Source organism: Mesorhizobium sp. LNHC232B00, assembly GCF_000502435.1.
GTDB lineage: Bacteria > Pseudomonadota > Alphaproteobacteria > Rhizobiales > Rhizobiaceae > Mesorhizobium > Mesorhizobium opportunistum.
Genome location: NZ_AYWP01000014.1, coordinates 107733 through 120197 on the forward strand (window position 1 = coordinate 107733; position 12465 = coordinate 120197).

At 61.0% G+C, this 12465-nt stretch carries 10 protein-coding genes and 3 pseudogenes; 7 read left to right on the top strand and 6 right to left on the bottom strand.

All coding sequences use genetic code 11. The features are described from left to right. The first annotated feature begins 63 nt into the window (after positions 1 to 63). From X743_RS1000000172820 to X743_RS150845, 4 genes and pseudogenes are all read left to right on the top strand, one after another. On the top strand, positions 64 to 333 hold the full coding sequence (locus tag X743_RS1000000172820; protein WP_198028453.1) for a hypothetical protein: 270 nt from the start codon (positions 64 to 66) through the stop codon (positions 331 to 333). Continuing rightward, entirely contained in the window at positions 281 to 1042 is a 762-nt protein-coding gene (locus X743_RS150850; protein WP_245264252.1) for a tyrosine-type recombinase/integrase, read from the top strand. Before X743_RS1000000172820 ends, X743_RS150850 begins: the two co-directional genes overlap by 53 nt. Positions 1043 to 1046: 4 nt before the next feature. After that, positions 1047 to 2238: pseudogene (locus tag X743_RS01000000169095) on the top strand (IS91 family transposase). A 386-nt stretch (positions 2239 to 2624) separates the two neighbouring features. Further along, a complete protein-coding gene (locus X743_RS150845) occupies positions 2625 to 5921 on the top strand; it encodes a metallophosphoesterase (protein WP_084555544.1) in 3297 nt (1098 codons plus the stop codon). A 481-nt stretch (positions 5922 to 6402) separates the two neighbouring features. On the opposite strand, the gene X743_RS150840 is transcribed toward X743_RS150845, so the two are convergent. From X743_RS150840 to X743_RS1000000173400, 5 genes and pseudogenes are all read right to left on the bottom strand, one after another. Further along, complete coding sequence (locus X743_RS150840) at positions 6403 to 6636, bottom strand: hypothetical protein (RefSeq protein WP_023766642.1); 234 nt, start codon at positions 6634 to 6636, stop codon at positions 6403 to 6405. A 2-nt stretch (positions 6637 to 6638) separates the two neighbouring features. After that, on the bottom strand, positions 6639 to 7535 hold the full coding sequence (locus X743_RS150835) for an IS66 family transposase (RefSeq protein ID WP_245264253.1): 897 nt from the start codon (positions 7533 to 7535) through the stop codon (positions 6639 to 6641). Then, positions 7438 to 8524 (bottom strand): annotated as a pseudogene (locus tag X743_RS1000000173395) (IS66 family transposase). The gene X743_RS150835 and the pseudogene X743_RS1000000173395 overlap by 98 nt, the downstream one beginning before the upstream one ends. A gap of 66 nt (positions 8525 to 8590) precedes the next feature. Then, on the bottom strand, positions 8591 to 8857 hold the full coding sequence (tnpB, locus tag X743_RS150830; protein ID WP_023766644.1) for an IS66 family insertion sequence element accessory protein TnpB: 267 nt from the start codon (positions 8855 to 8857) through the stop codon (positions 8591 to 8593). An 80-nt stretch (positions 8858 to 8937) separates the two neighbouring features. Then, positions 8938 to 9111 (bottom strand): annotated as a pseudogene (locus X743_RS1000000173400) (transposase); the annotation flags it as partial. 237 nt (positions 9112 to 9348) lie between these two features. On the opposite strand from X743_RS1000000173400, the gene X743_RS1000000172145 reads away from it, so the two are divergent. The 3 genes from X743_RS1000000172145 to X743_RS150815 all read left to right on the top strand — a co-directional run bounded on the left by X743_RS1000000172145 (position 9349) and on the right by X743_RS150815 (position 11403). Continuing rightward, positions 9349 to 9666: a hypothetical protein gene (locus tag X743_RS1000000172145; protein WP_031257869.1), complete on the top strand. Its 318-nt coding sequence runs from the start codon at positions 9349 to 9351 to the stop codon at positions 9664 to 9666. Between the two features lie 1119 nt (positions 9667 to 10785). Next, positions 10786 to 11010 carry a hypothetical protein gene (locus tag X743_RS150820; RefSeq protein ID WP_023766647.1) on the top strand — a complete coding sequence of 75 codons (225 nt, stop codon included), beginning with the start codon at positions 10786 to 10788 and terminating at the stop codon, positions 11008 to 11010. Positions 11011 to 11031: 21 nt separating this feature from the next. Further along, positions 11032 to 11403: a hypothetical protein gene (locus tag X743_RS150815; protein WP_023766648.1), complete on the top strand. Its 372-nt coding sequence runs from the start codon at positions 11032 to 11034 to the stop codon at positions 11401 to 11403. 9 nt (positions 11404 to 11412) lie between these two features. On the opposite strand, the gene X743_RS1000000172825 is transcribed toward X743_RS150815, so the two are convergent. Continuing rightward, a complete protein-coding gene (locus X743_RS1000000172825; protein WP_023735770.1) occupies positions 11413 to 12453 on the bottom strand; it encodes a hypothetical protein in 1041 nt (346 codons plus the stop codon). Between the last annotated feature and the right edge of the window lie 12 nt (positions 12454 to 12465).

Here is a 12465-nt window from a genome sequence, read left to right on the forward strand (position 1 = left end):
TTTTCCAGATTTCTTCGAGGATCCGGATTCCACAGTGACCGTGTTGTCGGTTCGGCGGACTTTATGGGAAAGATAACCGCCCTCCATGCCGAGGCGCACAGGCCCGAGGAAACGCCGACGCCGCAATATCTCTCGCGGCATTACTACGATATAGCGATGCTGCTCGACACCGAAAGATGGGAAGGGTGCGGCAGCCGTTGCAGTGTCGGGCGAGCGGCCAAGGAACACAGCGAAGCGAAGCACAAGGCGGTCTTTTTCCGCTCTAGCTGGGCGAGCTACGATACGGCGCGGCCCGGGACAGGACATCCGTCGATTCCAGCTGCATCAGCATGAGAGCGGCGTCGGCCCTGCGACGATCAATGGCGCGGTCTCGGCACTGCGGTTCCTGTTCCTGGTGACGCTGAAGCGTCGGGATCTGGCACGTGTGCTGGTGATCATGCGCCATTCACGCAAGCTGCCGGATGTGCTGAGCGTGGAGGAAGCGGCGCGGCTGCTCGAAGCAGCACCAGGCATCAAGTACAAGGCTGCGCTCGGTGTCGCCTATGGCGCGGGTCTGCGCGTGTCCGAAGTCGCGCACCTCAAGGTCGATGATATCGACAGCACACGCATGCTGATCCGCGTCGAACAAGGCAAGGGACGCAAGGATCGCAACGCCATGCTCTCGCCGCAACTGCTGGAACTGCTGCGGCTGTGGTGGCGCGAAGGCAGGCGGCGCGGGGTGATGCTTCCGCATGGCTGGCTGTTCCCGGGGCGCAGTTGCACCGATCCGATCTCGTCGCGGCAACTCCATCGCGCGGTTCAGGAAGCCGCCGAAGTCGCCGGCATCCGCAAGCGCGTCAGCCCGCATACTCTGCGGCACAGCTTCGCCACCCACCTGCTCGATCAGGATGTCGACATACGCGTCATCCAGGTGCTGCTCGGGCACTGCAAGCTCGAAACGACAGCGCTCTACACCAAGGTCTCGACCCGGACGATCCACGCGGTCGCAGGGCCGCTCGACCGGCTGATGGCTCTCATGGAAGGCAAAACGCCGTCCGGCTGAACCGGTGCGCGCCGACCTGGAGGTCGCCGATATCTTCAGTGCTGCCGGCCCCGGATACCGGGTCTCCCACGCCGGGCGTCTGAGCCTGCAGCAGCTCAACGTGATGTCAGCGATCGAACAGTGTCGCACCGCTGCATTGGGTGGTCACGTCGAAGTCTGTGCGGACTGCGGCAAATGGCGGATCGCCTATAACAGCTGCCGTAACCGGCACTGTCCCAGGTGCCAGGGCGCGACCGCGCGTACATGGCTCGCCGAGCGCGAAGCCGACCTGCTGCCAGTCGGATACTTCCACGTCGTGTTCACGCTGCCGGCCGAAGTCGCCGAGATCGCGTTCCACAACAAGGCGCTGTCTATGACCTGCTGTTCAAGGCGGCATCGGAGACCATGCTGACCATCGCGGCCGATCCCAGGCATCTCGGCGCGCGCATCGGCATCACCGCCGTGCTCCACACATGGGGATCGGCGATGACGCATCATCCGCACGTGCACATGATCGTGCCGGGCGGCGGCATCGCGCCGGACGGGAAGCGCTGGGTCTCGTCGCGCCCGGCCTTCCTCCTCCCGGTGCGAGTGCTTGGGGCGCTGTTCCGCCGACTGTTCCTGACCCGGCTGGTCGCGCTGCACGATGCCGGCCGTCTCACCTTTTTCGGGTCGATGGCGCACCTCACCGAGCGACGCGCCTTCCTGCGCCAGCTTGCTGCCGTCCGGAAGAAGCGCTGGGTGGTCTACGCCAAGGCGCCGTTCGCGGGGCCGGAGGCGGTGCTCGCCTACCTGTCGCGCTACACGCACCGGGTTGCCATCTCGAACCGCCGCCTGATCGCCTTCGACGAGGCTGGAGTCACCTTCCGCTACAAGGACTATCGCCGCGATGGTGTCGAGCGCCATCGCGCCAAACGCTTGCCGCCGACGAGTTCATCCGCCGCTTCCTGCTCCATGTCCTGCCGCGTGGGTTCCACCGCATCCGTCACTATGGGCTGCTCGCCAGCTCCGCCCGCAAGGCAAGCCTCGCACTCGCGCGCGAACTGCTGAACGTCGATCTGCCGTCCCAAGACGACACCTCGGAAGAACCGGCTGACGTCCGCCGGCCTTGCCCTTGCTGCGGCGGACGCATGGTCGTCATCGAGAGGTTCGAACGGTGGTGCCAGCCTCGTGCACCGCCTGCCTCAAGGGCGCCGAACCGGGAGAACGCCCCATGACCCGGCATGGACCGTTTGTCCACACGGCCGCGCCACGCTGGCGCCGGTCAACGGGAGGCTATGTGCACGTTGCCGTGGCGCCGGTCGTCACGCATACCAATCCCGTCGGAATCAACGCTACAGGCTCTGCGACTTGGCCCGGAAGACGCTTCCACGACATGCCCCTCGCACTCTATGCGGAAGTTCGCGACAGGCGCTGGCACAACCCGAAATGCAAATCTCAACCACCCCTCGCCGGATTGGCAGCTCCTCCTATCGCCCCATTGGATGAACGTCAGCCAAATCCCTCACTTATTTGCCGGGACACTTTCGGAGCGTGAAGCTTAATGACAGACTGTTGTCTAAGCCGATGAGTCGGATCACGAGAAAACCTGAATAGCTGATTGATGTCTGACGTAAGTTTCCGCTGGCTCCATTTGTCAGATCTTCATTTCGGCATGAAAGGCCAAGCACCGCTCTGGGCCAACCTCAAGCATCATTTCTACGACGACCTTCCTCTGTTGCATCGTCAGTCGGGGCCGTGGGATCTCCTGATCTTCTCCGGTGACATAGTGCAGAAGGGCGACGCCGAAGAATTTAAGGGCGCAACGGCTGCGCTTGTGGAACTCTACGGAAAGTTGACGGACTTGGATTGCTCGCCCAAGTTCATGGCGGTTCCAGGGAACCATGACCTCGTTCGCCCAAGCGCCAGCGATATGTCCGCGATGTTGCTGCAGGACTGGTCGAAGAAGCACAATGTCCGCGATGATTTCTTGAACAACCCTACTGGTCCCTATCGAGAAACCATTAGGAGCGCCTTTGCTAACTACCAGGCCTGGTACGAAGCGCTTGGCGCGGTCGGGATATCCGTCGTTGATGCGGCCCATGGCTTCCTGCCTGGCGATCAGGTCGTCAGGTTCGCCAAGGACGAGAGGCAGCTCGGCCTGATCGGTCTAAACACCACATGGCTTCAACTGAGCAAGGAGAACAAGGCCGGCGATCTGCACGTGGACCATCAGCAGCTTTCAGTGATACTGCCGGATGCGGAAGGCTGGTGCCGCGCAAACGACTTCAATCTTCTGGTCACCCATCAACCGGCAGAGTGGTTGACGCCAGGCAGCTTGGACACATGGAAGAAGGAGATCGCTCCGCCTGGCCGTTTCGATCTCCATTTGTTCGGTCACATGCACGAGCCTCTCTCAAGCAGCCTGTCGCAGATGGGCTCGTCCCCGGTGGCCATATTTCAGTCGCCGTCCCTTTTTGGCCTGGAGCATTTCGGCGACGGTAGGACCCAACGCATCCACGGCTATAGTGCCGGCGCGCTTGTCATAAACGAGAAGGGGCGGCAGCTCAGGATCTGGCCCCGGACGTACCAAGCCACGAGATCAGGCCAGGGTCGGGTCACTCCCAATTTCGAGTTCATCTTGCCCGATAATGAGAGCACGGTGACGCAACTACCTGACAAGCAAGTGATCAAGTCCGCAGCCGCTGGGGTGGTGAGTTCCGTCTCGCCTGTCGCGCAGGCAGCAAGAGAGGAAGCATTCGTCGCAACGGCGTGGACAGAAAAGACGAACCTCCTTTCAAGATTCGGGCATCACCTTCTGCCACCCGGGCCCCACGCCTTCGTCAGGAAGGAGGAGCAAGACATTGCTGCCAACGCGCTGACAAAGCGCGCATTGTGGATCATTGCCGATTGGGGGCTGGGTTCGGACGAGTTTGTGTCTTCCGTCCTGCAAATGCATGAGATGTCGGACTGGCCTGTGTTCCGGTTCGACTTAAGCGAAATGTCCGCCGGCAGCGATCTTGCCCAGGAAGTCGAGGTCAGGCTAGGCTTCAAGATCCAGCAGATATCGGACGAGCTTGCGACTGGCGAAGCGGCCGTCCTGCTCCTGGACGATTTGGTCCTGGGAGAACGAGTGCAGGGCACGATGCCTAGAGAGGCAGAGCTAGAGGCGCTTTCCCAAGCCATCCTCGACTATTGCCCCGGCATAGCAATCCTGTTGCGCACCAGTTCTGATCCGGCGAATAGCCAGTTCGGGAAGGTCAAGATCGGAGCCCTAGACGAGCCCGATCTCAAAGCCTACATCGCCAATAGTCCAGAAGGCGGCATCGAGCTGGCGGCTCAGGATGCAGTTGCCAAATTGCTGCTCATCACCGGCGGCGTTCCTGATCAGGTCGACCAAGCGCTAAAGGCACTACAAGTCGTAACTTTGTCCGAGCTGGTCGCGAGCCATCAGGAGACTGGCGAGAACGAACCTTCAAGCGGTTCCCAAGGTCTCCGGCGAGCGATCGAGGACTTGGGCGCCGCCACTCAGCCAATGCTGCAGCGCGCTCTGCAGATGTTGCAAGCGCTGGCAACATTTCCTCATGGAGCTCAATTCGAGCACATTAAGCGTTTCAACGGGGTCAACGGATTCTATCCCACCAATGCAACCGAGCTTCGCCATCGCGCGCTTATAGTCACTTCTACTCTTCCGGGACTGGAGCAGCAGAGTCAGGCTGAAATCCGCAGGATATTGACCGTTCCCCGCACGGTGCGCGACGTCGTGCGTGGGCAGATGTCCGAAGAGCTTCTCAATCAGCACAACAGGCGCGCGGCGGAATTGTATTTTGGCTCAAATTGGCGAGCTGGGTCCACTAGTTGGCCCCCTGACCGAAAGTATTCCAGTCCGAAGTGTTCGCACCATGAGATCGCGAATGCTTCGGCTATTCTATTGCGCCTACTAAAAACGGCGTTGCGGGCCGGCGACATGGAGGAGATTATCGCGCTGATGCACCTGAGCGCAGCCTTTGCCGACGCTCTCAACTCAGGATCACACTACTACGGTGCTTCCGAATTCTCCTCGTCGTTCTTGCACACGGCACCGGCCGATGTCGCCGACGATATGGTCGCTCGCGTTCGGCTCAACTATGGCCAGGCGCTGCGGCTGACTGGAGAGCGGTCCAGAGCGATCCATATATTGGAAGAGCTGGACCCCTCACAGTTTGATAGATCAGATCGCGAATCCCTCTGGCTTTCGCTGGCATTGGCTCACGGCGGAGATCCGAAGGCTAAGGAATACGCCGAGAAGCTTCTCAAGGCCACTAAGGACAACTCTTACAAGCTGCAGGCGAGATCGATCATCATCCAGAGCGAGCCGGCAAGCCCGGAGCGCACGGCCAAACTCGTGAGGCTGCAGCTAGAGGCGCGCAAGAAAAAATCGCATATCGTCGCGAACAATCTGGCACTTCAGTTGGCAAGCGAGAGCGACGACAAGGGGGTTGCGGACAGGTATTTGAATGAGGTGCTGAGCCCAAAGAAGGATTCGGACGACATATACAACCTGGCGAGGGCCGCGGTCAGTTTGGCCGAGCAAGTCCTCGAGGGCGGCGAAGCGCTTTCGAATGCAGACCATTCCCGGCTCATCGCGGCCTACCAGTACCTGTTCATCCAACGGATACCCTCGCTTTTCGACAGGTGCCACCGGGCACTCTGGAAGAGCTTTGCCAGACGCCGCGAGATGAATAACCTCTTCGCGTTGTTCCGTAACAGCTCATTCATCTGGAGGATTAGGGGCGTGGGAGAAAAGGAGGAGCAGTACATCTCTTCGCTGGCGTCGATAGCCAAGGAAGATAATAGTGCAATTCCGGAGAATCGTGACGGAAGCTATTTCAAGGCACGCTTACATTCCACTGCCAGCGCTCCACTTGCGATCGAAGGCTGACTGGCGGTCGCGGCCGGCGACAGGCTATGCCAAGGCTGCAGCGGCGATCTGGACGAACCGTCCACTGTCTCCGGTGGGCCGCAAACCTCCTTAACCTGGCCGTTCACCGCAAAAACGGATGTTCTGAAGACGGACATTCTCCACCCTCAGATTGCCGAGCGTCGGATTGTCCAATTGTTACCTTGGAAACTTCCGGAGGCTTCCAGGATTACAGCATTCACCGTCCCGATGTAGGACATCTGCTCATCGAGGGCCTTCCCGAATGCGCTACATGAACGCATCATTATCGCAGCGTGGAAAGGCTGCTCCCTACCATAACGTCTTCATCCTGTGCACGACTAAAGCTGGTTAATGAAAGCTTCCCAGCCGAGCTTCCCCAGTGCCTTGTCGATGGCGGCCGTCAGCTCCGCGGTACCCATCCGGTGAAGACCGCAGACGTGTATCCGGCAGCCATGAGGACCTGAGCACCGCGGTGCCGGCGTCAAGTTTTTGATGGGGAGACGCGATGATATTCTTCGAGGAGGAGTTCGACCTCCTCGATGCCTTCATCGGTGAAGGCCAAGATCCCGTCGTCGTCGTTGGCGCCGTAGACCCAGATGACGCCGTCCTCGGGCTCGAGACCGAGGGTCAGTTCCTGGATGAGCGCTTCGCTGACGCCGAGGTCCCTGGCGACACGTTCGACGGTGTAGACGTGATGCACCTTATTGCGCTGCATGATCAGGCCGCCGCTGATTGGGTCCGCAGTTGTGCGGATCTCCAATTCCACGGCAGCAAATCATCGATCCGATGGGCCGGATAGGCGGGCAGTCGGGCGAGGACGTCGGCGAGCCAGGACTGCGGGTCGATATCGTTCATCTTGGCGCTGACGATCAGGCTGTAGAGAACGGCAGCGCGCTGTCCGCCGCGATCGGAACCGCAGAACAGCCAGGACTTTCTGCCGAGAGCGATGCCGCGCAGGGCTCGCTCGGCTGCATTGTTGGATAGGCAGATCCGCCCATCGTCGAGGAACCGGGTGAAGGATGACCAGCGGCGCAGCATGTAGTTGAAGGCCTTGGTCAGATCATGTCCGCGCGAGAGCTTGTCGCGCGTCTCGATCATCCAGGTCTCGAGCTCCGCGACCAGCGGCAGGCTCCGCTCCTGGCGCACGGCGTGGCGTTGGGCCGGCGACAGGCCGTTGATCTCGCGCTCGATATCGAACAGGGCATCGATGCGCTTCACGCCTTCAACCGCGAGCGGATAGACCAGGTTGGGCTTCTCGCCGTGCGCCTTCTTGCGCGCCGCCGCTTCGATATCGGCCAACTCGAACACTTTGCGCCGGCTGTGGGCCCAGCAGCTGGCTTCCAGAATAGGCGCCGGCTGACGGCCCGTCGCATAGAGATCGCCATAACCACCAAAGGCATCGGCCTGCAGAATGCCGCTCCAGCCGGCAAGATGCGCCGCGGGATGTTCGCCTCGGCGATCGCGCGAATAATAGAACACCGCCGCCGGCGGATCGACACCGCCGAACGGTCGGTCATCACGCACATAGGTCCATAATCGGCCGGTATCGGTCTTGCCCTTGGCCAGGACCGGCACCGTCGTGTCGTCGCCGTGCAGACGCGAAGCGGACAGCACATGCGCTTCGAGCCGCTTGAACAGCGGCATCAGCACCGCGGCGCCGGCGCCNCCATAATCGGCCGGTATCGGTCTTGCCCTTGGCCAGGACCGGCACCGTCGTGTCGTCGCCGTGCAGACGTGAAGCGGCCAGCACATGGGCTTCGAGCCGCTTGAACAGCGGCATCAGCGCCGCGACGCCGGCGCCGACCTGGTCGGCAAGCGTCGACAGGCTGAGCGGCACGCCTTCGCGGGCATAGCGTTCAGCCTGGCGGTTGAGCGGCTGATGCTGGCCGAACTTCTCGAACAGGATCATCGCCAGCAGGCCGGGACCGGCCCAGCCCCGTGGGGTGGCGTGGAACGGCGCCGGAGCCTGGCTGATCGCCTCGCAGTCGCGGCAGGATCTTCTCCCGCACGTGCTGGATCACCTTCCATTGCCGCGGCACCACCTCCAGCGTCTCGGTGATATCCTCACCCAGCTTGCGCAGCCGATGACCGCCGCAGCAGTGGCAAGCGGTCGGCGCCGGCTCGACCACGCGTTCGCGCGGCAGGTGCTCGGGAAATGGCTGGCGCGTCGGTCGCTTGCGCACATAAGGCGCCACCTCGGTGGTCCGGGCCGCTGCCTGTTCGGCGGCGATCTCGTCTTCCGTTGCCGTGCTCTCGAGTTCCTCGAAGGTGAGTTCCATCTGGTCGTGCAGGCGGGCGGCACGTTCAGAACTTTGACCATGCAGCGCCCGCTGCAGCTTGCGGATCGTCAGATCCTGATGTGCGATCAGCGCCGCATCATCCGATGCCTTGGCCCTGGCGACCGCCAGTTCGGCCTCGACCAGCGCAGCGCGCGCNGCGATCAGCGCCGCATCATCCGATGCCTTGGCCCTGGCGACCGCCAGTTCGGCCTCGACCAGCGCAGCGCGCGCGGCCTCGTCTTTGGCTCTGGCCAGCGCCGCGGTCAGCGCTGCTCTCAGCGCACCGATATCGTCCGGAACAGCATCCTGGGCGGTGGCAACCATGCCCTGGAGTGAATCATAAAACGCGTCCGCTGACTCGCGGAAAATGGCGCAAACTCAAAGAAAAACTCAGCCCGCGCGCTGCGGTCGGAACGTGTGACGCGGGTTGCGCCAATCGATCCCGTCGAGCATGTAGGCGAGCTGCGCCGGTGATATGGAAACCGTGCCGTCCGCCGGCGACGGCCATAGAAACCGGCCCTTCTCGAGCCGTTTTGCATATAGCGACATGCCGAGCCCATCATGCCAGATAATCTTGACCAGGTTGCCGCTGCGGCCGCGGAAGACATAAAGATCGCCGGCATGCGGATCCCGGCCCAACGTCTCCTGAACCTGCAGNCCGCTGGTGGCGCCGCCGGCACCGAAGCGGCGACAGGCTCATCGGGAACCACGACAACTTCGGCAAAGCCCGTCTCGCGGGCTCTCACCGTGCGGCGCCACTTATAGATCAGGCTGGTTGCGACATCATACTGACGCGCTACCGCCGCCACTGTGGCCCCGGGCGCGAATGCCGCGGCCAGGATCCGGCACTGATCCTCTTCACGCCAACGACGACGACGCTCCGGTCCGGTCAATAACGTCACATGGCTCATGCTGCGCTGCTAACTACGCTCGAAAGGACGACCTTAAGAGCGCAGCTTCGCTACCGGGCCATGCTCCCGCAAGGCGGCCCTCGCCGGAGGCGTACGCTCCGCGTTCTTTGCCTTGAACATTGAATTTGTGGCAGAAAAGCCATCATAGCCGAATTTGGCAGCCCCGAGCGCTGCGAGTAGCCCGCACCACTCGCGGATGCTATCGACCTTTGCGAGTAGCTGCTCTCTCGAATAGCCTTGCCCGGTTTGCTGGCCGTGGAAAATCTTATCGCGGGCTTTCCAAGCGTGATCGAGCGCGGCGTTGAGCGGCCCATAGCGATCGCCGAATTCGTCCTTGAAGCGAAGGCCGGTCAGCCGCTGTATCCGACCGCGAAAGCCTGTGTGGGCTATGCCCTTGTTGGCGAGCGCTTGGCGCACAGACGAGGCCTGATCCGGTCCGATCGCCGAGGCTTGGAATACCAGAAAAGAGCAGATCTTCCGTTGTTGCCGCTCGTATTTGATCCACGCGAGGCAAAACGCATCGACACCGCGAGTCTCCCAGCACGTATTCGATGATATTGAATTCGTCTTCTAAAGTTCGACGCATAATATCCTCCTGCCCGATGTCTACCCTAGATTACTCGGGGTTCGGGCGCATCCACCGGCGGAGCTGGCTCTGGAGCATTGCCCCGAGGCGTGAACCCGTCACGACCATTCGGTCATAATTCCTTGCGCAGTAAGGAGCGCGTGTGCGCGAGATGCTAAGAGGCGCCTTCCGTGTGGGCGAGGCATTCCGCGTCGCGCTCCGCGACGTCACGGCGTGTCCCAAAACCGGGACGAGGGATCGGGTATGGTCAATTCTCGGAACTCTTTCGTCTCAAAGACAGCTGGAGCGCCCGTCGACCTATGCGTCGTCCGAAGCGCCGTTGAAATCTGCGATATGGACGCAAGGGCGCTCTAAGAATTCTTCAGGGTTCAGCGCATCGAACCGTCAGCTCTGGAGCTTTCCGGTCAGCGCGACGTTACCTTTAAGACCATACACCGCCTAGCATGACGGTCCGCAACAAGGTCGTAAGCCAATCGGCAGCTATGTGCACAACTGCAGCCTAGACCTGACGGTCCGGAAACGGCCCCAAAGCTGCCAGGCGGGAACGCGCCTGATTCCAGCCGCTTAGCTAGCCTCGCTCGCTCCCAAAAGCGGACGTCCACCGCCGCAGCGGTTCGTATCAGCCTGTTCGGTTAACCGGCACCACGCTGGCGACCCTGGCAGCGCTGCAGAGGACTGGACCCTTTTTGGCATCTCGCCACGCTGCGCGTCGTCCTCTTGGTCGAGGTCGGCGGTTAGGGACGTCGAGGTTGTCTGACATCGCCAACTGGACGATCGACAAGATACTATGCGACGTAGAAGCAGCTGAAGAACAAGAACGCGCGGAACTTAAGGGTTTAGTATCGCAAGATCACACGGGAGCAGCATGACCGGTGCATATTCACCGTTGGTGACCATCACATTAAACGCGAGGGGCGTTGGGGTCCCTGCGCAAATGGCGGCCAAAGAGGTTTATGGCATCTTCGCCCTGGCATACCCTGCGATCCAGACTGCAGACCTGTCCAACATTCGAGCATGCATCATCAGATGGACGTGCTCGGCCGAACGGCGCGTGAGGATCTAGCATCCATCATCGCCGGCTGATCGCCATGTGCATCGCCGACCTTGCGCGCGGCGTCCGCCAATCGCTCGAAGGTGCAGCGACGCATCTAGACCTTATCAACGAGCTATCGCCGGACGCTATCCGCGACGAAATAGGGGATGATATCGAAGACGCCGTGGTGGCCGCGATCCAGTCGGCAGCCGGTCAACAGCAGGAAGCATTGCGACAGCGTGCCCAGGCATGCGGCACCCTCAGCTTGTGGCGAAAGTAGCCAAAGGAACTTCGGGCATCCTTGTCATGGACGCCCGAACTGTCTTCCTTCCAGAAACTGCGCAATTGTCTCGAGCACCGGTGCGGCATTGTCGGCCCCCAAGATGTCGATGAAACGAACACGATGATCCTCCGACTGCCCTACCTGAAGGTCGATGTCATGGACGCCAGCGGCGCGGTCAGGCCGTTCGAGATCGGCATGGCGGTTCGGGAGACTTCGACCGTGAAAGTCGAAGTCGCAGTGCGGAAGACGACGTTTTATTTGGGCCAGACCGTGAAGGTCGAGCCGGAGCGGATCGGGGAGATAGCATTTGCCTGTTGGGTGTTCGCCACCGACATAGTTGACAAGCTCGCCCCGGTGGCGGCGTCCGGCCAACACAAGATACACATCTAGTAGGGTCGGTCAGTTCAACCTATGCCGATTGATCAGGCTCTTGGTCCAAATCATGGCAAACTCGATGGCCCAATCCTCCTGGGCGGGCGAGAGCTTGGGCATGGGCTCGCCCCCGGGACCATGGCCTAGCGGGTTTCGCACCGAGGTGAAAAACGACTTCAACTGCGCGCCTTCCCATGCTTCGATGAACCGTCCGCTACGCTCACTAATGAGATTGTCTATATAGGCGTGGGCGCCATTCTCCTTACCCGTGCTGGCACCGAGGTTGCTGCACAGGATTTTGATGACGCTCTCCAATGCCTTAGCGGCGTACAGGGACGGGTCGCGGCCACCGTTGTCCCGCAGGTCCATGGCCTGCTTGATGTCAGTGTCGACGTTCGTCCACCTCGGGTCGGCGACAAGTTGCCAGAACGGCTGCTCGACGACCTTCTGGATCACCTCATCGGTGGATATCTGTACGAAGCCGTTGTGGTAGTTGAGCGGCTTGCGCGCAGCGGCGAAACGCGCATTGATCTCGTTGATCGCACCCTGGAGTTCGTCGTCCCTAGCCTTGATCCTTGCCCGACGTGCGTCCTCGGGGTCGCCGGGAATTCTGACTCCTCCGGATCGACCGAACGAAAGCAGACCCTCCAGTTTGTCGTATGCCTCGGAGGATTTGTAGGCGTTATCGGCGGCTTTCTCTCGCAGTGCCAGCTCAACGAAGCTGACCCTCTGCTTCATGAATTCGTCGGCTTCGTCGACATTAGGATTGAACGGTGAGCACATGAAATTCTCGCATATCTGGGCAGGCGAAAGCATGAAGGTGCTGTTGCCCGAACCCGCCCACGTCTGGGAGAGGTTCTTCCGGCCGAGCTCCATGCTGAGCTTGCTGTCCAGGTTCTTCCAGTGCTGTAGGTTGGCGGCGATAGAGGCACCTTGCCAATCGAATGGCGGAAACAGACGCTCCGCGATGACCCGATAGAGCTTCACATTGAGGCGGTCGTCTCCTGCGGTGTGGTCGGTCCAGATCGCACGGTTGAAGTATCGTTCGTGGAAAGTATCGGTCAGCATGTTGCGTCCTAA